Source organism: Amycolatopsis sp. DSM 110486 (assembly GCF_019468465.1).
In the GTDB taxonomy this organism is placed as follows: domain Bacteria; phylum Actinomycetota; class Actinomycetes; order Mycobacteriales; family Pseudonocardiaceae; genus Amycolatopsis.
Window position 1 is genome coordinate 7,070,407 of the sequence record NZ_CP080519.1, and the last position, 22,087, is coordinate 7,092,493.

At 70.7% G+C, this 22,087-nt stretch carries 20 protein-coding genes; 3 read left to right on the forward strand and 17 right to left on the reverse strand.

Going from position 1 to position 22,087, the window contains the following annotated elements:
- Nucleotides 1-423 precede the first annotated feature (423 nt).
- Nucleotides 424-1,341, forward strand: coding sequence for a TIGR03854 family LLM class F420-dependent oxidoreductase (locus K1T34_RS34340; RefSeq protein WP_220238881.1), 918 nt, complete (start codon nucleotides 424-426; stop codon nucleotides 1,339-1,341).
- Here the strand turns inward: K1T34_RS34340 and K1T34_RS34345 are convergent.
- On the reverse strand, nucleotides 1,338-2,861 hold the full coding sequence (locus K1T34_RS34345) for an MDR family MFS transporter (RefSeq protein WP_220238882.1): 1,524 nt from the start codon (nucleotides 2,859-2,861) through the stop codon (nucleotides 1,338-1,340). The genes K1T34_RS34340 and K1T34_RS34345 overlap by 4 nt on opposite strands.
- Before the next feature lie 113 nt (nucleotides 2,862-2,974).
- On the opposite strand from K1T34_RS34345, the gene K1T34_RS34350 reads away from it, so the two are divergent.
- Both K1T34_RS34350 and K1T34_RS34355 read left to right on the forward strand, forming a co-directional pair.
- Nucleotides 2,975-4,129, forward strand: coding sequence for a DUF1015 family protein (locus tag K1T34_RS34350; protein WP_220238883.1), 1,155 nt, complete (start codon nucleotides 2,975-2,977; stop codon nucleotides 4,127-4,129).
- Nucleotides 4,130-4,297: 168 nt separating this feature from the next.
- Nucleotides 4,298-4,471, forward strand: a complete 174-nt coding sequence (locus K1T34_RS34355) for a hypothetical protein (RefSeq protein ID WP_220238884.1) — start codon at nucleotides 4,298-4,300, stop codon at nucleotides 4,469-4,471.
- Between the two features lie 17 nt (nucleotides 4,472-4,488).
- Here the strand turns inward: K1T34_RS34355 and K1T34_RS34360 are convergent, their stop codons facing one another.
- From K1T34_RS34360 to K1T34_RS34435, 16 genes are all read right to left on the reverse strand, one after another.
- Nucleotides 4,489-5,472, reverse strand: a complete 984-nt coding sequence (locus tag K1T34_RS34360) for an amidohydrolase family protein (RefSeq protein ID WP_220238885.1) — start codon at nucleotides 5,470-5,472, stop codon at nucleotides 4,489-4,491.
- 11 nt (nucleotides 5,473-5,483) lie between these two features.
- Entirely contained in the window at nucleotides 5,484-6,266 is a 783-nt protein-coding gene (locus K1T34_RS34365; RefSeq protein WP_220238886.1) for a PaaX family transcriptional regulator C-terminal domain-containing protein, read from the reverse strand.
- 56 nt (nucleotides 6,267-6,322) lie between these two features.
- A complete protein-coding gene (locus K1T34_RS34370; RefSeq protein WP_220238887.1) occupies nucleotides 6,323-7,684 on the reverse strand; it encodes an MmgE/PrpD family protein in 1,362 nt (453 codons plus the stop codon).
- Nucleotides 7,668-9,416, reverse strand: coding sequence for a hydantoinase B/oxoprolinase family protein (locus K1T34_RS34375; RefSeq protein WP_220238888.1), 1,749 nt, complete (start codon nucleotides 9,414-9,416; stop codon nucleotides 7,668-7,670). The genes K1T34_RS34370 and K1T34_RS34375 overlap by 17 nt, the downstream gene beginning before the upstream one ends.
- Nucleotides 9,413-11,476 (reverse strand): hydantoinase/oxoprolinase family protein, encoded by a 2,064-nt coding sequence (locus K1T34_RS34380; protein ID WP_220238889.1) that lies wholly within the window; start codon nucleotides 11,474-11,476, stop codon nucleotides 9,413-9,415. Before K1T34_RS34380 ends, K1T34_RS34375 begins: the two co-directional genes overlap by 4 nt.
- Before the next feature lie 25 nt (nucleotides 11,477-11,501).
- Nucleotides 11,502-12,314, reverse strand: coding sequence for an ABC transporter permease (locus K1T34_RS34385; protein ID WP_220238890.1), 813 nt, complete (start codon nucleotides 12,312-12,314; stop codon nucleotides 11,502-11,504).
- A 4-nt stretch (nucleotides 12,315-12,318) separates the two neighbouring features.
- Nucleotides 12,319-13,146, reverse strand: coding sequence for an ABC transporter permease (locus K1T34_RS34390; RefSeq protein ID WP_220238891.1), 828 nt, complete (start codon nucleotides 13,144-13,146; stop codon nucleotides 12,319-12,321).
- The gene (locus K1T34_RS34395) at nucleotides 13,143-13,922 is read right to left on the reverse strand and encodes an ABC transporter ATP-binding protein (protein ID WP_220238892.1); all 780 of its coding nucleotides are present in this window, start codon (nucleotides 13,920-13,922) and stop codon (nucleotides 13,143-13,145) included. The genes K1T34_RS34390 and K1T34_RS34395 overlap by 4 nt, the downstream gene beginning before the upstream one ends.
- A gap of 12 nt (nucleotides 13,923-13,934) precedes the next feature.
- The gene (locus K1T34_RS34400) at nucleotides 13,935-14,924 is read right to left on the reverse strand and encodes an ABC transporter substrate-binding protein (protein ID WP_220238893.1); all 990 of its coding nucleotides are present in this window, start codon (nucleotides 14,922-14,924) and stop codon (nucleotides 13,935-13,937) included.
- A 270-nt stretch (nucleotides 14,925-15,194) separates the two neighbouring features.
- Complete coding sequence (locus K1T34_RS34405) at nucleotides 15,195-15,692, reverse strand: hypothetical protein (RefSeq protein ID WP_220238894.1); 498 nt, start codon at nucleotides 15,690-15,692, stop codon at nucleotides 15,195-15,197.
- The gene (locus K1T34_RS34410; protein WP_220238895.1) at nucleotides 15,689-16,951 is read right to left on the reverse strand and encodes an aconitase family protein; all 1,263 of its coding nucleotides are present in this window, start codon (nucleotides 16,949-16,951) and stop codon (nucleotides 15,689-15,691) included. Before K1T34_RS34410 ends, K1T34_RS34405 begins: the two co-directional genes overlap by 4 nt.
- Complete coding sequence (locus tag K1T34_RS34415) at nucleotides 16,948-18,228, reverse strand: aconitase/3-isopropylmalate dehydratase large subunit family protein (RefSeq protein WP_220238896.1); 1,281 nt, start codon at nucleotides 18,226-18,228, stop codon at nucleotides 16,948-16,950. The genes K1T34_RS34410 and K1T34_RS34415 overlap by 4 nt, the downstream gene beginning before the upstream one ends.
- The gene (locus tag K1T34_RS34420) at nucleotides 18,225-18,734 is read right to left on the reverse strand and encodes a 3-isopropylmalate dehydratase (RefSeq protein ID WP_220238897.1); all 510 of its coding nucleotides are present in this window, start codon (nucleotides 18,732-18,734) and stop codon (nucleotides 18,225-18,227) included. Before K1T34_RS34420 ends, K1T34_RS34415 begins: the two co-directional genes overlap by 4 nt.
- Nucleotides 18,735-18,779: 45 nt before the next feature.
- Nucleotides 18,780-19,859 (reverse strand): ornithine cyclodeaminase family protein, encoded by a 1,080-nt coding sequence (locus K1T34_RS34425; protein ID WP_220238898.1) that lies wholly within the window; start codon nucleotides 19,857-19,859, stop codon nucleotides 18,780-18,782.
- A complete protein-coding gene (locus K1T34_RS34430; RefSeq protein ID WP_220238899.1) occupies nucleotides 19,856-20,902 on the reverse strand; it encodes an aminopeptidase P family N-terminal domain-containing protein in 1,047 nt (348 codons plus the stop codon). Before K1T34_RS34430 ends, K1T34_RS34425 begins: the two co-directional genes overlap by 4 nt.
- On the reverse strand, nucleotides 20,899-22,071 hold the full coding sequence (locus tag K1T34_RS34435; protein WP_220238900.1) for a Xaa-Pro peptidase family protein: 1,173 nt from the start codon (nucleotides 22,069-22,071) through the stop codon (nucleotides 20,899-20,901). Before K1T34_RS34435 ends, K1T34_RS34430 begins: the two co-directional genes overlap by 4 nt.
- Between the last annotated feature and the right edge of the window lie 16 nt (nucleotides 22,072-22,087).

The window sequence follows — 22,087 nt, forward strand, 5'->3', positions numbered from 1 at the left end:
TCGCGGCGGCGGATAACCCACCGCCCGGCTACTTCGCCTATCCCTCGCTCACCCCCTCCTGCTCGCCACCTCCTGGTCACTCACCTTTGCTCGCCCCCGACCCAACTGCGCGTCCCCTCCCAACTCAACCTGCCGAGGCGACCACAGCGCGAGATCGCGCCGGCTTCCGGATGGGGCGGTGCGATCGGCCCCCGGCCGATCCGACCGCCCCATCCGGAAGCCGGCTCAAAGGCGATCTCGCACGCCCCGGCGGAGCCGGGGCAATATATACGGCTCTTGTACGTCCCTCTTCCACGATGAGCGGGCTCGGAACGCGGCCGGCGTGGACACCGGCCCGACCGGGCAGAAGGCCTCCTTCCGGCCCCCATCCGGGAGGGGGCCTTCTTCCTGCGGGCATACCGGGCGGGCCTTCGCGTGTTGGCCATGGGGACGACTGCGGAAGGAGCACGGGTGGGCGAGGAACTGAAGATCCGGGTGGGGGTGGCGCCGGCGCCGGGGACCGGGCCCGCGGAGTTCGCGGGGTTGGCGGAGACGCTGGAGGCGGCCGGAATCGACTCGCTGTGGCTTTCGGAGCTGGTCTACGCGCCGGAGGTCGACCCGCTGATCGGGATGGCGCACGCGCTCGCGCGCACCACGAGCCTCAAGGTGGGCACGGGCGTCGCGATCTTGCCCGGCCGTCACCCGGTGCTCGTCGCGAAGCAGCTGGTGACGCTGGCCGGGCTGGCACCGAAGCGCGTGCTGCCGGTGTTCGGGTTGCGGCCGGCGAACGCGGCCGAACACGCGTTGTTCCCCGTGCCCGGCCCGCGCGCGGCGGTCTTCGACGAGGCCCTCACTCTGCTGCGACTGCTGCTGGAGCAGGACGACGTGCACTTCGCCGGCGAGTTCTACCAGGTCGACGGCGTGACGATCGGGCCGCGCCCGGCCAAACGCCTCGACGTGTGGCTCGGCGGCAGCGCGCCCGCGGCGTTGCGCCGCGCCGGGCGCTTGTCCGATGGCTGGCTCGGCAGCTTCCACTCACCTGAGCAGGCGCGGGCAGCGCGCATCGCGATCCAGGACGCCGCCGCCGAGGCCGGGCGCGAGATCGAGCCCGACCACTTCGGCCTGAGCCTGCTGGTGGCGAGTGAGGGGATGCCCGACCGGATGCTGGAGGTCGCCGCGAAGCGCCGGCCCGGCACGCCCGTGACCGAGCTCGTGGCCACGAGCTGGGCCGAGGCGCGGCGCCTGCTGGAGCAGCACATCGACGCGGGGCTGTCGAAGTTCGTGATCCGGCCCGGGCATTCGGGCGACTACCGGCGGTTCCTCGACGGCCTGCACCGCGAGCTGTTGCCGCTCCAGAACTAGAACTGCAGCTGCTCCGTCTTGCGCGGCATCAGGGCCAGCGCGACGAGGCTGAGCGCGGCGACGGCGGCGATCGCCACGAATACGTTGTGCGTGGCGCCTGCCAGCGAATCGCGCACGTACTCCGCGGCCGCCGAGTGGTCGTTCCGCCCGAGTACGAGGCTGGTCGCGTCGGCGCTGTCGGGCAGGCGCCCGGCGACGGCGGCGGGCGGGTGGGCGAAGCGGTCGGCGAGGGTGGAGTTGGCGATCGCGCCGAACACCGCCGCGCCGATGGCGCTGCCCAGCGAACGGCCGAACATGTTCGTGGCCGTGACCACGCCGCGGCGTTCCCAGCCGACGCTCGACTGGCTGGCCACGATCGTGGGGCTCGAGGCCAGGCCGAGGCCGGCGCCGACCACGAACGCGGCGCCGGCCACGCTCCAGAGCGAGGTGTCCGCGCCGAGCAGTGTGGTGAGCACCACGCCGACGACGATGAGCCCGGCGCCGATGAACGCGGTGTCGCGGAACCCGATCCGCATGTAGAGCCGTCCCGACAGCGACGCGGCGAGCGGCCAGCCGACGGTGAGCGCGGCCAGGGCGAACCCGGCCGTGAGGGCGTCGTGGCCGAGCACGCCCTGAGCGTAGGTCGGCAGGAACGAGCTGAGTCCCATCAGCGTCGCACCGACCACGAGGGCCACCAGGGTGCCGCCCACGAGGGTGCGCCGCGTGAACACCCACAGCGGCAGCACGGGCTCGGCCGCGCTGCGTTCGACCAGCACGAACCCGACCAGCGCCGCCGCGGAAGCGACGAAGATGAGGACGCCCACCACTGAGCCCCAGCCCCAGGCCACGCCGCCTTCCAGCAGCCCGAGGATCAGCAGCGTGCAGCCGCTGATGAGCAGGCCGGCGCCCGCGTAGTCGATGCGGTGGCGCGTGCGTTCGACGCGTTCGGCGAACTTCCGGTACAGCATCCAGGCGGCGATCGCACCCAGCGGCAGGTTCACGAAGAAGATCCAGCGCCAGCTCAGGAACTCGGAGAACACGCCACCCAGCGCCGGGCCGAGCACGGACGCGACGGCCCACACACCGGCGACGTAGCCCTGCACGCGCGCGCGTTCCTCGACGGTGTACAGGTCGCCGACCATTGTCATGCTGATCGGCTGCACGGCCCCGGCGCCAACGCCCTGCAGGGCTCGCGCGGCGATGAGCACCGGCATGCTCCAGGCCGCGCCGCACAGCACCGAGCCGAGCAGGAACACGGCGATGCCGAAGAACATCACCGGCCGGCGGCCAAGGACGTCGGCGAACTTGCCGTAGAGCGGCACGGTGACCGCCTGGGTGAGCAGGTAGACCGAGAACAGCCACGGGAACTGCGAGAACCCGCCCAGGTCGCCGACCACCGAGGGCACGGCCGTGGCGATGATCGTGCTGTCGAGCGCGACCAGCCCGGTGCTCAGCATCACCGCCGCAAGCACCGGCCCGCGTTCGGAGCGCAGGCCGACGGCCTTTTTCGTGGTCGCCGGCGTCTCGGCGGGGGTGCTCATCGGCGGGGTCTCCTTCGGGGTTCCCAGGGGCCGGGACAACTGTTTCGCAACGGTAAGCATTTCACGAACGAGTGACTGTCGGACAGTCTTGGCGGGCCAGCCATGATGAGGGGATGGACACGTGGGTGCGGCCGATCCGCCGCGGGTGGGTGGTGCGCGGCGAGGTGCCGGGCCCGGACGTCGACGAGTTCGCGGAGCCCGACGCGGTGGTCACGGCCCTCGCGTCCCCCGGCGCGGCGGGCGACACGCTGCTGGCGGTGCAGCACCCGGCGCGCACGCCCGCGGCGTTGGCGCGGGGCCTCGACCTGGCCGCCGCGCTGCCTTCGGCGCGGGCCGCGCTGGCCCGCATCCGGGCGCGGCACTACCGGTCGGTGGCGGGGTTCGTCGCGCCCTACCGCATCTCGGGGCCGGACGGCGTCGCGGTGGGCGTGCTGTGCCTGGTCGACGTCCGTGAGCTGACGGCGGGCGGGTCCCACGTGCGGCACACGGAGGAGGTGTACCCGCACGTGGTGGCCGAGCGCGCCGCGGTGCTGGCCGGGCTGGGCACCGCGACGAGTGCCGCGCTGCTGGTGCCGTCGTCCGGCGGCGAGGCGCTGACCGCGGCGGTGGAGGCGGCGTGCGCGGCGCTGGGGCCGCCGGACGTGTCCACTGTGGATCAGTCGGGGCGACGGCACGAGCTGTGGGTGGTTCCGTCGGGGACTTTGCAGGAACGTTTGGTGGGGGCCGCGTCGGCTGCGGATCTTCTGGTCGCGGACGGGAATCACCGCGTGGCCGCGGCTGCGCAGACGGGTGCGCTGCTGGCTTTGGTTACCGGCGGACCGCGGTTGCGGATCGGGGCCATCCACCGGGTGCTGACGGGGACGGGGCTGACGTCCGATGCGTTGGCTTCGGCTTGGCGTGGGGTCGGGTTGGAGGTTTCGGAGATCGTCGACGCCACTGCGCCCGCTGTTTCGGGTTCGGTGGTGGTACTGGCCCGGCCGTCTTCCTTGCGGGTGGTGTTGCCGCCGGCCGACGAGCTGACGATCGACCACGCTGTGGTGGAGCAGCTGCTGTTGGGGGAGGCTCTCGGTTTGGATCTGGACGGCCCGCACGTGCAGCCCTTGCCGGCCGGCCGCCCTGCACCTCCGGATGCCGACGCGGTGGTGCAACTGGCGCCCGTCGAGTTCTCGACCGTGCTGAAGGTCCACGCGGCCGGCCTGCGCATGCCCCGCAAGGCGACTTACTTCACCCCGAAACCTCGGGGTGGGCTGGTTCTCGCGGAGATCTGAGGGTCTTGGCGACGATGGAGTGGTATGCCGTCCGCTGCGTTTTCCAGTGGCCCCTGTGGCAGGGCACGCCGTTCGAAGAACGCATCACCCTCTGGCGTGCGTCCAGCCCCGCCTCCGCCCTCGAATCCGCGGAGCGCGAGGCTCGGCGTTTTTGCCTCGGAGAACGGGGTGACTTTCCTGGACTTCGCCCAGGCCTACGCCGTCGGTGAGACCGGCGCGCTTTCGCCGGGAACCGAGGTCGTCTCCTTGCTGCGCGACAGCCCACTCCCGCCGGAGGACTACGCGACCCGTTTCTTCGACACCGGTGGGGAACATCAGGGAGTCGTCGAACCGGGGGAGTGAGCGTTCACAGTGGAGACTCACGTCAGGCGGAACACCGACTCCGCGTTGGTCGAGTAGATCTTCGTCCGCACCTCATCCGACAAGGCCGACTCGTCCAGCACCGACACCGCCGCGTGGGGGCTCCAGCACGGGTGGTCGGTGCCGTAGAGGATGTTGTCCGGGCCGTAGTACTCCAGTGCCGTGCGGATGGTCAGCGACTGGGGTGCGACCGTATCGACGAAGACCCGCTTCAAATACTCCGAAGGCAGGCGCGGCAACCCTTCGATGCGAGCGTTCTTGTCGATACGCCCAGCCTGGTAGGGCAGCAGGCCACCGGCGTGGGTTTGGACGATGCGCAGAGACGGGTGGCGTTCCATGATGCCGCTGAAGATGAGGCGCAGCACCGTCACGCTGGAGTCGAGGAGGCGGCCGATGGACCGCTGGATGCCGTCCGCGTAGCCGGTGAGGACTTCGTTGAAGGCGAGGTCCGTCGGGTGCACGATGAGGGGGACGTCGAGCTCCGCGACCCGCTCGTAAAACGGCTCCAGGCGCAAAGCGTCAACGGTTTCCGAGCCGATCATCGAAGGCAGGTTCACCCCGCGGAGATCGAGTGAACCCACCGCGTGGTCCAGCACCTTCAAGGCCGTCGCCGTGTCCTGCAACGGAACCGCGGCCGTGCCGAAGAACCGGCCCGGGTGCAGGCGTTGCGCACGAGCGATTTCCTCGTTGTACGCGTACGCCTCGTCCAGCGCCTCGTCCGCCGGCATCTGGTCGAGCATCCCCGCCAGCACGCCGGTGGTGCAGACCACGACGGTATCGGGGCCGGTGGCGGCAAACGCCGCCTCGAAGCCCGCGTCGAGGTCGGACCAGATGGCCGGCAGCGGGATGAAGCCGCGGCCGTTGTTGTACAGGTAGCGGTAGCCGTCGCCGACGCGTTCGGTGCGGGGAAACGAGCCGCGTCGCGCCATGGTTTCGAAGTGGGACCGGGGGAACCAGTGGAAGTGGGTGTCCACCACGCGCATCGAAATTCTCCTCAGCTCATCCGGTGTTCGGCGAGGATGCCGGCGAAGATGCGGTCGGCATCGGGGCGGTAGTTCTCGTGCAGGGTGCGGAACAGTTCGTGGCAGCGCGTGGCCGGCCAGTCGCCCGGCAGGTGCTCGGCGGGCAGGTGCGGGGTCTCGCGCAGCAGCTGGCGCCACGCCGACGCCAGGATCAGGTCACGGCCGAGGTCGTCGAGAGCCTCGGGTACGGGGTCGGGCACGTCCCAGGACCGCAGGAACCGGTCGTAGCGCGCGGCCAGCTCGTCGAGGTGCCACGTGCGGGAGATCATCCCCTGCACGTCGTCGAACTTCGGGTACGCAGTGAACACCTCGACGTGCTTCTCGACGCCCGCGCCGGGCAGCTGCGCGAGGATCGCCGACACGTCGCGCTCGCCCGGCGCGAGCCACACGCCGTCGCGCAGCAGCCCGAAGCTCTCCCACGCGAGGCTCCGCCGCAGCAGGTGGCGTTCCTTGCGGTGCGTCTCCGGCAGCGAGAAGCACAGGACCGTCCACGCGCCGGGCGGTTGCGGCCCCTCGCCTGTGTCGTGGAACGTCCGCTGCTGCTGCACGCGCACCACCCGCAGCCCGACCTCCGACGCGCGGAAGTACGCCGCGCGGCCCTGGCGCGAGCGGTCCAGCAGCCCGCGCTCGGTCATCCGCGACAGGGTGAGCCGCGTGGCGTGCGCGGACACGCCGATCCGCGCGAGTACCTCGATGTACCCGGCGGTCGCGATCTCGGGGTTCGCCTCGAGGCAGTAGCGGCCGAGCATCGTCATCAGCACCGTCTGTGGCGTCGGCGCGCGGCTCAGGTCGGGTGCGGGTCGGTCGGTGGTCAGGACGAACCCCCTGTTCTCACGCCCGCCGCGGCGTTCTCCGGTGACCTGTCGAACGTACCCCCGAGTAACGGCAGCACGTGCTCGCGCAGCACCGACACGGTCGAGGGATCCGGGCCCAGCAACGACTCCGCGACCATCCGGGCCCGCGCCGGGCCCAGCTCGCGCTCGGCCAGCGTGACGAATTTGCCCACGATCTCGTTGTCCGGCAACGGGTTCCCCGGGTCACCCCGCGCGTCGAGCCGATCCGCGTGGACCTCACCCGACGCGGTGGTGATCTCAACCCGCGCGCCCCACTTGGTGGGATACGCGGCCGTGAGGTCGTCGGCCGACCCGACCTCGACGACCCGCGCCAGCTCCAGCACGGCCTCGTCGCGCAGCGCGCCGTCCTCGAAGTCCCACGGCGTGCAGTGCCCCCGCAGCGCTGAGATGGCCAGCACGAACTGGGCACTGCCCAACGCGCTCAACGCCGACCCGAACGGCGGCGGCCGATCGACGATCCCGGCCAGCTGCGCCGGCAACAGGCACCTCAGCCGCCGCACCGACGAGCGGGACCAGCCGCCCCCAGGACGCAACGACAGCACGGCGTCGATCGCGCCCTGCAGGTGTTTCGCCCCCGCGTGCGGCTTCAGGCTCGTCTCCGGCAGCAGAAACGGCTCCGGCAACGCGGCGTCCGAACGCCGCAGCGGCGAACGCGGGTCGTCGAGGATGTCGAGCGGGCCCGTCCAGCCGGAGTCGGCCGCGAGGAACGCGGTGACCGCGCGCTCCGCCGCGAACCCGGCCAGAAGGTACTTGCCGTCCGCCCGGTCCGTCGCGCCCGCGATCGACCCGCCCGCGTGCTGCGCGGCCAGCGCGATCGCCGACGCGGTGACGGCGAGCGGCCGGTCGAGGAGCACCGAAGCCGCGGCCGCACCGCCGAGCGGGGCCAGCAGAGCCGTCGGCCACCACCCGCGCCGGATCAGCCCTTCGCCCCCGATCGCGGACGCCGCGCCCAGCGCCACCTCGTAGCCGGCCAGGAACGCCCGCTCGTAGTCGTCGAAAGAAGCATCGGCAGGCAACACGGCCAGCGTCGCCGGCAACACCACGCACCCCGGGCACAGCACCGAACCGCGGTGGATGTCACCCGCTTCCCAGCCGTGGGCGTACACCCCGCCGAGGAACGCGGTCCGCCGCGCGGCGCCGTACTCCGCGGACAGGGTGTGCGCGAGCCCGGCCACCGAGCCGGCGAGCGTGGTGTGGCCGGCGATGAGGGCACCGACGGCGTCGGTCAGGTGGGCTCGCACGGCGGCCCGGACCGCGGGCGGCACCGGCCGGGAACCGACCGAGTGCGCCCGCGCGGCGAGCTCATCGACGAGCGACATCTGCCTGCGTGGCCCGGAGCCGGCCGGTCGACGGCTCGTCCACCCGCCCGTCGGCCGTGAGCACGACGCCGTACAGCTCACGCGCGGCCTCGGCCGTCACGAAGCCGTCACGCACATCCTCCGCGACGTCCGCGGCCGGCCGCTCCGACGGCGAACCCCAGCCCCCGCCGCCCGCGGTGCGGAAGGTGACCTTCGACCCCGCCTGCAACGCCAGCCCGGTGTGCTTCTTCACGTGCTCCGGCTGCCCGCCCGGCTGCGTGACGATCGTGTCGTTGACCGCGCCCGCCTGACCGCCGCGCAGGCCCCACGGCGGGCAGGTCGTGCGCTCGTTGGCGATGTTGGTGAACATCGCCTGCTGCGGCTCCACGTCGATCTCCAGGCCCAGCCCGCCGCGGTGGCGACCCGCGCCACCGCTGTCGGCGCGCAGCTCGTGACGCGTGAACACCAAGGGGTAACGCGCTTCCTGGATCTCGATGGGGATGTTGCGCACGTCGCCCTGGCACACCGACACGCACGCGCTCGGGCCGTCGCCGACGGGACGCCCGCCCCAGCCGCCGCCGTTGATGTTGAGGCACACGAACCGCGAGCCGGTCTTCTCGTCGATGCCGTGGAAGGTGAAGCCGGACATGTCGCCCTTGTGCGCGGCCGGCACCTGGTCGGGCAACGCGTCGGCCAGCGCGCGGATGATCGTGTCGACCACCGTCGGCAGCGAAATGCTCCACTGGCCCAGCGCGGCCGGGGACTTGGCGTTGAGCAGTTTCCCTTCCGGCAGCACCACGTGCAGGTTGCGGAAGGACCCTTCGTCGACCGGGTGGGTCGGCAGGGTCAACATCTTGAACGCCACGCGCGCGGCCGCGACGCCGCCCGACTTGCCGGAGTTGAGCGGGCCCTTGACCTGCTCGTTGATGTCGGAGAAGTCGATCGTGAGCTCTTCGCCCTTCACGATCACCTTGAGGTCGAGCGTGATGCGCTTGTCGAGGTCCTGGCCGTCGTTGTCCATCCACGCGGACGCCGTGTACTCGCCGTCGGCCATCTGCGCGACCGCGTGGCGCGACAGGCGTTCCGACTGGTCGCGCATCTCGGTGATGCAGGCCATCACCGTGTCGAGGCCGTAGCGCTCGGCGAGCTCGGCGATACGACGCTCGCCGAGACGGCAGGCCGCGATGGCCGCGCGCAGGTCACCCAGCGACGATTCGGGGATGCGGATGTTGTCCTTGAGGATCTGCATCACGTCGGCGTCCCACTCGCCGGCCTTCATCACCTTGATCGAGCGCAGCTGCAGGCCCTCGGAGTAGATGTCGGTGGTGGCGGTGGAGCCGAATCCGATGCGCGAGCCGCCGATGTCGACCCAGTGGGCGCGCACCGCGGGGAACGCCACCACCTTGCCGTCGACGAAGATCGGCGTGTAGACCACGACGTTGTTGAGGTGCTGGCCCGCGACGTACGGGTAGTTCATCACCAGCGCGTCGCCGGGTTCGAAGCCCTCGAGGCCGTGGCGCTCGATGCCGTCGGCCACGGAGACGCCGAGGTCGGCCAGGAAGATCGGCAGGCCGCCGAGGTTCTGGGCGATCAGCTCGCCCTCGGTGTCCACCAGGCCCACGCAGTAGTCCTGGACCTCGAAGATCATCGGGTTGTAGGCGGCGCGGCGCAGCGCGGTGGCCATCTCGTCGGAGTACGCCACGAGCGCGCAGCGGACCACTTCGAGCGTGACGGGGTCGATGGTGTTCCTCATGCGGGGCTCCCCACGGAGACGACGAGCGAAAGGTCGGGCGCGACGGTGAGCACGTCGCCGGCGTAGAACACGACCGAGGACGTGGCTTCCTGCACCACGGCGGGACCGGTGATCCGGTGGCCGGGCCGCAGCGCCTCGCGGTCGTAGACGGGACAGGACACGGGTTCCGGGCCGCCGCCGTGCAGCACCACGGGCCGGTGCTCGACCGGCTCCGGCTCGCCCGAGGCGGTTTCGACCTCGGCCGCGTTGCCCGCGGTCGTTTCGAGCGGTAGCGAGATCACCGTGCGGACACCGACGGCCTCCACCGTCTCGTCCGACGCGTGGTGGCCGTAGAGCCGGTTGTGCATCTCGTCGTACAGCGCACGCACGGCCGCGTGGTTCGAAGTGGACAGTCCCTCTTCGGGCACCGGCACGGGAATCGTGAACTCCTGGCCCTGGTAGCGCAGTTCGAGGAAGTGCTGCAGCACGGGCGCGGTCGCCGGCTCGCCGACGTCGGCCCGCAGCCGCGCCCACGCCTCGGCGCCCAGCGCCTTGAGCGTGATCGCGTACTGCTCCACTGTGGACGATTCGAACTTCGCCAGGTGCGTGCGCGTGAGGTCGTGGCGCACCTCGGAGTAGAGCATGCCCTTGGCCGAGAACTGCCCGGGCAGCACGGGAACCACGACCGTGCCGATGGTGAGTTCACGCGCGATGGACACCGCGTGCAGCGGGCCCGCGCCGCCGGTCGCCACGAGCGCGAACGTGCGCGGGTCTTCGCCCTTCTCCACCGAAACCGCGCGCACGGCCAGCGACATCTGCGCGTCGGCGATGGTCACGATCCCGCGCGCGGCGGCCAGCAGGTCGAGGCCCAGCGGTTCGGCGACGTGCTTCGTGATCGCGGCTTCGGCGGCCGCGCGGTCCAGCGGCATCTCGCCGCCTAGGAACCGGCTCGCGCCGAGGCGGCCGAGCACGAGGTTCGCGTCGGTCACCGTCGGGCGGTCGCCGCCGCGGCCGTAACACGCGGGGCCGGGTGCCGCACCGGCGCTGACGGGGCCGACCTTGAGCGCGCCCGCGGGGTCGACCCACGCGATGCTGCCGCCGCCGGAGCCGACCTCGACGATGTTGACCACGGGCAGCGCCATCGGGTGCCCGGTCGCGTAACCGCCGATGAAGTAGCCCGGGCTGATGTCGACCTGGCCGTCCTTGACCAGGCTGGTCTTGGCCGTGGTGCCGCCCATGTCGAACGAGATCAGCCGCGGCAGGTCGAGGCCCGCGGCGAGCGCCGACGCCCCGATCACCCCGGCGACCGGACCCGACTCCATCATCCGCACCGGGCTCTGCCGCGCCGTCTCGACGGACATGATGCCGCCGTTGGACTGCATGATCAGCAGCCGGCCGCGGAAGCCCCGGGCCTCCAGCCGCGTGGTCAGCGAGTCGAGGTAGCGCGACACGACCGGGCCGACGTAGGAGTTGAGCACCGCGGTCGACGTGCGCTCGTACTCGCGGTACTCGCGCATGATCTGGTGCGACAGCGTCACGTACGCCTCGGGCCACAGCTCGGTGAACAGCCGGCCCAGCTCGAGCTCGTGCTCCGGGTTGGCATACGCGTGCAGCAGGCAGACCGCGACGGACTGCACGCCCGAGGACTTCAGCTCGGTGATCAGCTCCCGCGCGGCGGCGACGTCGAGCGGCGTGCGCACGCTGCCGTCCACGAGCACGCGCTCGCGCACCTCGCGTCGCAACCGGCGGGGAACCAGCGGGTCGGGCTTGCCGAAGAACAGGTTGTACGGCTCGGAACGGTTGCCGCGCCCGATCTCGTAGACGTCGCGGAAGCCCTCGGTGGTGATCAGCGCGGTGGCGGCGCCGGCGCGCTGCAGCACGGTGTTGATCGCGATGGTGGAGCCGTGCAGGAACAGTTCGGTGTCGGGCAGGTGCGCGCCCAGCTTGTCGAGCCCGTCGAGCACGCCTTCCGCGTGGTCGTGCGGGGTGGTCAGGGTCTTGGCGGTGCTGAAGACGCCGTGCTCGTCCACGGCGGTCAGGTCGGTGAACGTCCCGCCGATGTCGGCGGCGATCTGCTTCACGAGGTACCTCTTTCCTGGAAAGCGGTCAGGGGAGTTCGGTGCGCCAGGAGTCGGCGAGGGATTCGAGCTTGCGGGCGCCCACGTTGAGCAGGACGCCGACCACGATCACCACGAACACCGAGGCGAGCACGTCCGTGGTGCCGAGGTGACCGGCGAAGAAGCTGATGTTGTAGCCGATCCCGCCGTCGCCCGCGAAGAACTCGCCCACGACCACGCCGACGAGCCCGCGGCCCACGCCCAGGCGCAGCCCGGCCATCACCGTCGGCACCGACGCGGGCAGGATCACCTTGCGCAGCAACGCGGTCTCACCCGCGCCGAACGACACCGCGGTGCGGATCAACTTCGGGTCGACGTTGCGCACGCCCTGGGCGGAGTTGACGATCACGGGGATCACCGACATCAGGAACGTGATGGCGACGACCGTCGGGCTGCCGAGGCCGAACATGAGCACCAGCAAGGGGAACAACGCGATGATCGGCGCCGAGTAGAGCAGCCACACGTACGGTTCGACCACGTAGTCGACGTAGCGGTAGCGGCCCATCAGCAGTCCCACGGCGACGCCGACAACGCCGGCCATCCCGAAGCCGATCACCAGCTCCAGCGCGCTCGTGCCGATGCTGCGCAGCAGCAGCCCCGAGCCGATCTGGTTGCCGAGCGAGCCCGCGATGAGCACGGGGGAGGACGTCAGGAACGGGTTCACGAGGCCGGCCCACACGGCGATCTGCCACAGGATGGCGACCAGCACGAGGAAACCGCCGCCGAGCACGATCGGCATGGCCTTCTCCGGCACCCGCCGCCGCTTGGGGGGACGCACAGTGGTACTGACAGTGGTGGTCATCGGTTCACCTCTCCCACGACGTGGCGGCGGTGCCGAGCACGCGCAGCAGCGCGGTCACGATGTACCCGAAGATCCCGACCACGAGGGTCAGGAACAGCAGCGGGGCGACGTCGAAATTCTGGCCGTACGTGGAGATCAGCTGTCCCACGCCGTCCGTGCCGCCGTACAGCTCGGCCACGATCACGGCGATCACGCCGCGCCCGGCGCCGAGGCGCAGCCCGGCCATGATCGTCGGCAGCGCGCTCGGGAACAGGATCTTGCCGAACATCGCGCCGCCGCCCGCGCAGAACGCCCTCGCGGCCTGCACGAGCTTCGGGTCCGTCTCGCGGATGCCGGCCATGGCGTTCACCGCGATCGTGATCACGGCTTCGATGAAGACCATCGCGATCTTCGACGCCTCGCCGATGCCCAGCGCGAGCACCACCAGCGGCAGCAGCGCGAGCGACGGCGTCACGTAGAGGGCGACCAGCGCCGGCTCCAGCGTCTGGCGGATCCGCAGCTTCCAGCCCATCAGCATGCCCACCGGCACGCCGACCACGACGGCGAGCAGGAAGCCCGTGAAGAACTCGACAAGCGTCGTCTGCGCGTTCTCCCACAGCTCGCCCGAGCTCAGCAGGTCGCCGCCGGCCTGGACGATCGCCACCGGCGTGCTGGTGAACTCCACGTCGACCAGGCCGGTCGAGGCGGCCAGCTGCCACAGCGCGAGAACCACGACGACGCTGCCGAGCACGAACCGCGCCCGCACCGGCGGCAGCCAGCGCAGGCCCACCGCGCGGCTCGGCGGCGCCGCGGCCACCGGGCGCGGCGGCCGCGTGCGCAAGCCCTGCGTCATGACGGCACCGCCGCCTTGGCCTGCGCACCGAAGAGCAGCTCGGCCAGGTGCGTGCGGTACTTGCCGAACGCCTCGCTCGCGCGCACCGCGGCGTCGCGCGGACGCGGCAGGTCGATCTCGATCACCTCGACCACGCGGCTCGGGCTGCCGCCCATCACGAGCACGCGGTCGGCGAGGAACACGGCCTCGTCGATGCCGTGGGTCACGAACAGTACCGTTTTCCGGTCCAGGTCCCAGATCCGCAGCAGTTCGGTGGCCATCAGCTCGCGTGTCTGCGCGTCGAGCGCGCCGAACGGCTCGTCCATCAGCAGCACCTCGGGGTCGGTGGCCAGCGCGCGGGCGATGCCCACGCGCTGGCGCATGCCGCCCGACAGCTGGTGCGGGTGCGCGTCTTCACGCCCGGCCAGGCCGACCAGCTCGATGAAGTGCCGGGCCCGGTCCAGCCGCGTCGCCTTGTCGACACCCTGCATCTCGAGTCCGAACGCGACGTTCGCGAGGATCGTGCGCCACGGCATCAGCGACGCGTCCTGGAACACCACCCCCCGGTCGGGGCCGGGCTTGCTGACGACCTTGTCACCGATGCGGATCTCGCCGGCGGACGGGCGCAGCAGGCCGTCGGCGGCCAGCAGCACGCTGCTCTTGCCGCAGCCGCTGGCGCCCACGATCGTCACGAACTCGCCGTCGCGCACGTGCGCTTCGAACCCGTTCACCGCCACGAACGATTCGCCCTTGCCGGGGTAGGAGATCTGCAGGCCGTCGAAGGTGATGTCTGCCATCGGGTCCTCCGTTCAGCTGGTCTTGGGCAGGAAGCGGGTGTCGAGCCACTGCGAGTCGGGCAGCCGTTTCGCGAACACCTTGCCCTGCAGGCCCATCTGCCAGAAGTCGTCCATCGCCTTGGCCGAGGGCATGCGGCCGTCGGGGTAGAGCTGATCGATCCACTCGGCCATGCTGGCCTTCGCGTCGTCGACGCTGATCTTGAGCGCCTTGGCGATCGACTTGGCCGCGGCGTCGGGCTGGTCCTTGGTCATCTGCATCGCCTGCGACAGCGTGTCGACGAACTTCTTGGCCCGGTCGGGGTTGTCGTCGACGAAGCCGGGCTTGCTCCACGTGACGTGCATCGGGTAGCTGTCGACGAGGTCCTTGAGGTCCAGGATCTTGTTGTAGCCGGCCTTTTGCGCGTAGACCGTCTGCGGCTCGGTGAAGATGTTGGCCTGCAGCTGGCCCGCCTTCATGGCCGCGAACCGCGCCGCCGAGGCGCCGCCCTGCACGACCTTGATGTCCTTGTTGGGGTCGAGCCCCGCCTTGGCCGCGGCGAAGCGCGTGAGCAGGTCGGTGGACGAACCGATCGTGGTCACGCCCCAGTTCTTTCCCTTGCCCTGCGCCACGGTGTGGATCTCGGGCACGGCGTACCAGGCGAACGCCGTCATGTCGAAACCGCCGTAGATGACCTTCACGTCCTGGCCGGCTTCCTCGGCCGTGAGCGGCCCGGTGAGCGAGCCGACGGCGACGTCGACGTCACCGGAGAGCACGGCTTTCGCCAGCTCGGCGTCGCCCTTGAACGTGACGGCCTTGACGGTGAGGCCGTGCTGCTTCCAGAGGTTCTCGTCGTTGGCCAGGTAGACCGACGCGAGGGTGGTGGCCTGCACCGGCAGGCCGAGGGTGATCGTCTCACCGCCGCCGGAGGAGGCGGCACCACCCGAGCCGCACGCGGTGGCGACGAAGGCGAGAGCGATGGCCGGTAACGCGAACCGCGTCCGGCGGAGAGTTTTCCATGGCACGGGGGAGACCTCGATTGTGTCCAGGGGGAGACCGGGACGCGGGGGAACTTTGCCGCCTCGGTCTGGAATCGGGCGAGGTGTCGACCATGAGAAGCATCGGGAGGTGCACCTCTTTGTGCTCCGGTCAGTGTGACTCTCGATCTCGACGCGCGTCAAGAAGTTGAGAAACATCGTTTGGCCCGGGATTTCCCACCGGACCGCGGGCGCGACGAAACCCCCGGCGGACGCGAAGTCCTTGCCCGCCAGGGGGTTTCACCGTTCACGTCCGTCCTAGCGGAACACCTCCGGCCGGTTCTTCGCGAGGCTGATCAGACCGCCCGCCTCGAGCATGTCGACGAGGAACGGGTCGGCCGCGGCGCCGCGGATCGTCGTCTGCGTGGTCAGGTTGGTGAACTCACCGGTGGTGAGGTCCACGCGCACGCGGTCGCCGTCGGCGGCGAAGTCGGGGTTGAGCCCGACTTCGAGCGCCGGCAGGCCGACCTCGAAGCAGTTGCGGTAGAACGTCCGGGCGAACGTTTCCGCGACCACGCACCCGATTCCCGTGGCTTGCAACGCCTTCGTCGCGATGGCGCGGCCCGAGGACTGCCCGAAGTGCTTGCCGGCGAACACGATGTCACCGGGCTGCACCTGCTTCGGGAACTCCGGGTTGAGGTCTTCGAGCACGTGCTGCACGAGGATTTCCATCGGCTCGAACACGTACTGGGTCTTCACGAGCCGGTCGGTCGGGATGTTGTCCCCGAACCGCCAGCAGCGGCCCTCGAACTTCACGATTTCCCTCCCGTTTGGACGGTCGAGGCGATGACACCCGCGACGGCCGACGCGGCGACGGTGGCCGAGGACGCGAGGTACATCGACGCGTCGGGGCTGCCGTTGCGGCCGGGGAAGTTGCGGGCGTGGGTGGAGATCATCGTCTCGTCGGACGCCATCGCGCCCATGTTGTAGGCCTGGTTCGAGCCCGTGCTGGGCGGGAACCACGTGGCACCGGCCTCGTGCAGCGCGAGCACCAGCCCCTCGCGCGCGGCCTCCGCGAACACCTCACGGCTGGAGGGCACGAGGTGGAACCGCGTGTCCGGGTGCACCTTGTGCCCGGCCAGGACCTCGGCCGCCGTACGGAAGTCCTCGAGCCGGCCGCCGCCGTGGCCGCCCAGCTCCGCGTACTGCACCGGCGTGCCGGCGACCTCGGCCACGGGCTTGACGTTGCCGACGGTCGGCGGGCAGGCGACCGTGGGGTCGACCTCGCCGACGTCGAAGCGCAGCACCTGCGCCGCTTCCTCGCCGTCACCGTGCACCAGCAGGCCGGCGTCGCCGCCGGGCAGCGTGCGCACGAACGCCTCGGTGACCTCGTCCGGCTCGACGAAGCTGCACTTGGCACCGAGATCCACACACAGCAACGGGAAGAGCCAGCGGTCCCAGAAGGACAGTCCGCGCACGTACGGGCCGCCGAATTCCACGGCCCGGTAGTTCAGCTCGCCCTCGCCGATGCGGCCGACCAGCCACAGCGCGATGTCGCGCGGCGTGACGCCGGGCTTCGGCGTCCCTTCGAGGTGGACCCTGGTCGTCTCCGGCACCTTGAACCACGCTTTGCCGTACGGCAGCACGGTTCCGGCGTGGGAGTCGTTGCCGAGCGCCACCGCGAGCGCGCCCATCGTGCCGTGCACCGGCGTGTGGCTGTCGGACCCGACCACGATCATGCCCGGCTTGATGTGCCCGTTGCGCACCACGGCGTGGTGCAGGTTGCCGTTGCCGCAGTCGTACAGCTTCAGGCCGTGCTTGCGGGCCCACCGGCGGTTGTGCTGCAGCACGTCCGCCTGCTGCTCAGTCGGCGGCGCGAAGTGGTGGTCGAACACCATCACGGCCCGCTCGGGGTCGGGGATGGGCACGTTCACACGCTTCTCGTACACCTGCGAGGTGAGGTACCCGGACAGGTCGTGCATGATCAGGCGATCCACTTTGGCCACGACGATCTCGCCGGGCTCCACGGACTCGCGGCCGCTGGCGCGGGCGAGGATCTTCTCGACGAGGTTCACGCGACCACCGCCGTCGCGACGATCTCGCGGGGGTCGGTGATCACGCCGCGGATGGCCGACGCCGCGGCCGTGGCCGGGCTCGACAGGAAGATCTTCGAGTCGTAGCTGCCCATGCGGCCCTGGAAGTTGCGGTTCGCGGTCGACAGCGTGGTCTCGCCGTCGGCCATCGCGCCGCCGTTGCCCGCGCACGCCCCGCAGCCGGGGTTGGTGATCATCGCGCCGGCCTGGATCAGCTTCGTGAGCACACCGCTGTCCGAAGCCTGCGCCATGATCTTCGCCGACGCCGGCGTGACGATCAGCCGCAGGCCTGGGGCTACGCGGTGGCCGGCCAGCACGTCGGCCGCGATCACGAGGTCGTCGTACTTGGCGTTGGCGCACGAGCCGATGAAGACCTGGTCGAGCTTCGTGCCCGCGACGTCACCGACGCCCACCACGTTGTCGACCGTGTGTGGCACCGCGATCTGCGGGGCGAGCGTCGGCCCGTCGAGCCGCACGGTGGCGCGGTAGGTGGCGCCCTCGTCCGGCAGCAGGATGTCCAGCTCGTCGCGCGGCACGCCGGCCTCGTCCAGGTAGGCGAGCGTGGTGTCGTCCGGGGCCACGAAGGCGTTCTTCGCACCCATCTCCATGGCCAGGTTGCAGAACGTCATGCGTTCCGAAACCGACATGCCCTCGACGTAGGAGCCGGAGAACTCCACCGACTCGTAGGTGAGCCCGTCGGCACCGAGGTCGCCGATGAGCTTGAGCATGATGTCCTTGGCGTAGACGCCCGGGGCGAGGTCGCCGTCGATCACGATCCGCACCGACTCGGGCACCTTGACCCACAGCTTGCCGGTCACCCACGCGGCGGTGATCTCGCTGAACCCGACGCCGGTGCCGAACGCGCCCAACGCGCCGTAGATCGTGGAGTGCGAGTCGGTGCCGATGATGAACTGGCCGGGCCGCACGAGCCCGTGCTCCATGAGCACGATGTGCGCGATGCCGCTGTTGACGTCGAAGAAGTTCTTCACGCCCATCTTCTGCGCGAACTCGCGGCACAACGCGTGGTCCGCGGCGGTTTTCGCGTTCATGGCGGGGGACAGGTGGTCCATCACCATGGCCACGCGGTTGACGTCGTAAAGCTCTTCGACGCCCATCTTCTCCAGCGTGCGGATGCAACGCCAGCTCGCGGTGTGGCTCATGTACAGGTCGGGGAACGCGTCGACGATCTGGCCCGGCACGAGGTCCGCGACCCCGGACGCGCGTTCGATCGCCTTCTGCGCGAAGGTCTTGGCGGTCACTGCTTTCCTCCCGCGAAGCTCGCCATCAGGTGCGGGATCAGGCCACCGTCGGCCATGATCTCCCGCAGCACCTGCGGGTACGGGCTGAAGGGGAAGGTCTGCCCGCCCACCTCGACCGTGCCCGCGTCGTAGTCGACCCACATCTCGCCGCCGTCGGCGGCCGCTTCCGCCGCGGCGGGCGACTCGACCGCGACGAGCCCGGTGTTGATGGCGTTGCGGAAGAAGACGCGGGAGAAGGAGGCCGCGACGACCGCCTTGATCCCGGCGCCGATCAGGCACGTGGCGGCCTGCTCCCGCGCGCTGCCGCAGCCGAAGTTGCGGCCGGCGACGACGACGTCGCTCGCGCGCAGCCGCGCCTGAGTTTCCGGCCCCAGCGGCTCGAAGGCGTGCTCGGCGAGCTCAGCCGGGTCGATGCTCACGAGGTAGCGGCCGGGGATGATGACGTCGGTGTTCACGTTTTCGCCGAAGGTGATGATCTTGCCTCCGACGCGATGTTCACTGCCCATGGGGATTCTCCGCTCGTGGATCCGGTGGTGTGCGGCGGGAACCGGTCACGGGCTCGTCTCTTCCAGGAACCAGTCGGTCGGCACGGTGTGCCCGAGCTCGCGCTCCTCGGCCAGCGCCAGCGCCCGTGCGCAGACGGCCGCGAACTGGACGCCCATGCCGGTGTTGTTGGCGAACACGGTGATGTCGTCGGGGCTCGTGCGCCCCGGCGCCTCGCCCAGCAGAAGGTCGCCGAGCTCGCGGATGTCGTCCCACGACTTCAGGCCGCGGTTGACCGGGCCGAGGATGTCGTACTGCTTGTCGTGGTGCACCTGCTCGCGCGAGAGCACGGTGATGCGGTCGGCGCGGTCGAACGTCGTGTCATCCAGCTCGCGCCGGGTGGCGGTGCCGTCGGGCGAGGTGATCGCCGTGACGTGCGTGCCGGGTTCGAGCCAGGCGCCGTCGAAGCAGGCTTCCATGGCCGCGGTGGCGCAGGTGACGATCTGGCAGCCCGCCACGGCGTCGCGCCGCTCGTCCACGGCCACGATCTTGCGCCCGGTCTTCTCGCTCCACACTTTCGCGAACTGTTCGCGGTGCTCCGCCGTGGGGCTGTAGACGCGGACCTCTTCGATGTTCGGCCGCACCATCAGCAGGCACTCCAGGTGTGCCTCGGCCTGCCAGCCGGAGCCGAACATGCCGGCGACCGTCGCGTCCGGGTTGGACAGTTCCCGGATGCCGAGCGCCGAGGTGGCGCCGACGCGCATCTTCTGGATGAAGCTGTCGTGCATGATGGCGAGCGGTTCGAGCGTGGTCAGGCTGTAGAGCGTGACGAGCCCGACGTAGCGGCCGCCGGGTGCGGCCGGGATGAGCCGGCGGCGCTGCACGCCGCTGGGCAGCGTCTCGACGCCCGCGATGTCGGACGTGATCCGCAGCGCCCACACGCCGCTGGAGACGTTGCCGCCCTCCTGCGACTTGAACCGGAAGCGGAAGCCGGGGTGGCGGCTGTCCTCGACCGGGAAGTACGTGTGGTTGCGCGGCCGGTTGGCGCCCTGGCCGGCGTTGAGCTCCTTGTACGCCGTCTCCAGCGCGTCGAGCGTCTCGCCGGCGGTGAGCACCTGCTCGATGTCGCCGTTGGAAAGGATCCTCACCGCTGTGCTCCTGTCAGGTGTTCGGGTTCGCCTTCGGTGACGCGGACGGTCTCGGCCACGGCCGCGTTGCCGCCGTCGGCGAAGGCAACCTCCACGGACACCGCGCCCGCTTCGCCGTCGGCCAGTACGGCAGCCGGGTCCTGGGCGCGGAACTCGCCGCTCGTGGACAGATCGGCCTGGTTGACCCAGCGGACCTCGGCCTTGGCGCCGCCCGGCAGCTTCGCCAGCGCGGGCGCGGCGGCCTCGGCGAGCGAGCCGATCCTCGCGCCGGCCTTGGCTGCCGCGATGGCCGCGGTCAGCGCGTCCTTGATCGCGGCCGGCCAGCTCGCGCCGTCACCGAGGACGCGGCTCGAGTACACCCAGTTCATGCGGTACTGCCCGGTGACGCCGAAGGACGTCACGCCGTCCGAAGTGGACAGCGAGCTCGGGTACAGGTCGAGGAAACCGCCGCCGCGCAAGGCGCGTTCCACGGTCTCGACACGGCTGCCGGCGGTGCTGCCCTCCACCGTCGCCTTGGCCGCGGCGTCGTCGAGGATGCGGCCGGCCGCGCGCAGCAGCTCGGTCTCGGCCGCCGACGGGATGAGCCGCTGCTCACGGACCAGGCTGCCGAGGCGCTTGACCTGCCAGCCGGGCACCGCGGCCACGATCTCGTCGGCCACGTCGGCGGGCCACAGCGCGGCGTCGACCAGGCCGATGGTGCCGTTCTTCTTGCCCAGCAGGTACTTCGCGACGAGGTCGGCGAAGTTCTTGCCGCCGCTGAACTCCGTGACCTTCGACGAGGCCTTCATCCAGTTCTGCACCCGCAGCGACAGCTTGGTGAGGAACGTGACGGGTCCCTCGGCGGGGATCGCCAGCACGCCTTCGTTCCAGTAGAGGCACAGGTTGGTCAGGTAGGCGAGGTCGTCGGAGCGGGACACGTCGGCGTAGACGAACGCGACGTCGACGCCCTGGGCCGCCATGGCCTTCTGGAGCGCGGCGACGCGGTCGCCCCACTCCTGGTCGGAGGTTTCCGCGGGGTCGAGTACGTGCAGACCTCGTTTCACGCCACGTCTCCTGTCTCGAACAGCTTCCGTTCGGTCGTGATCAGCACTTCACAGCCGTCGGCGGTCACGCGCACGGGGTCGCCGAGCACGTGGTAGCCGGCCAGCGGCGTGTAGGTGTTGGGGTGGATGATGAACACGGAGTTCTCGGGCAGCACGGTGTGGTTGCCCTCGATGATCGGCGTCTCGTCGAGGTGCAGGCCGTGGCCGTGGCCGCGCACGCGGGTGTAGTTGCTGGAGCAGTACTCGCCGTAGCCGTACTTGCGGAACACGTCGTTCTCGGCCACCGCCACCTCGTGGGCGGTGATGCCCGGGCGCACCACGGAGATGCCGGCCTCGACGGCCTCGTTGAACAGGTCGAACGACTTGCGCTGCCCGTCGTCGGCCTTGCCCACCACGGCGGAGCGGCAGATCTGCAGCCAGTAACCGTCCATCTTGGGCGTGAGCTCGGTCCGCACCATGTCGCCCGCTTCGAGCAGCCGGTCGCCGGGCGGGGTCATGCCGCGCACCTCGTCGCGGCCCGAAGCGATGAGCATGAAGTTGTCCTCGGCACCGAGGTTCTTCAGCCGCGCCTCGACCTCCGCGACGATCCGGTACTCCGGCAGCCCCGGCTCGAGCACGTCCACGAACGCTTCCCAGCCGGCCGCGCACACCACGGCGCTGCGGCGCATCCGGGCCAGCTCCCACTCGCTCTTCACCAGCCGCGCGGTGTCGAGCAGCTTCGTGGCCGACCCGACTTCGGCGCCCGGCGCCGCGGCGCGGATCGTCTCCATGAGCACGAGCGGCACGAGCTCGTGGTGGGCGATGCCGATGCGCCGCGGCGCCAGCTCCTTGAGGACCACGCCCAGCTCCGCCGGGTTCGCCGGGTCCAGCCGCCGGGCCTCGCCGACCCAGCCCTGCGCGGTGAACGCCGCGAGGTCCGAAGGCCGGGTCGAGAACGCCACCGCGTCACCCTCGGCGGGGAACACCACGAGCGCGGCGCTGCCGGCCGGGGTCACGTCGGTGAAGTAGCGGATGTTCTCGCGCCGCCAGGCCGGGCCGTAGGCGAGTACGACGTCGAGGCCCTGCTCGGCCATCGCGTCGCGGATCTTGCGGTGCCGCAGCTGCAGCTCCGCGAGGTCCTCGGGGGACAGGCCCGCACCGGCGGGTGCCGGGGCGTGGTCGATCGTCATGGATTCCTCCACTGTG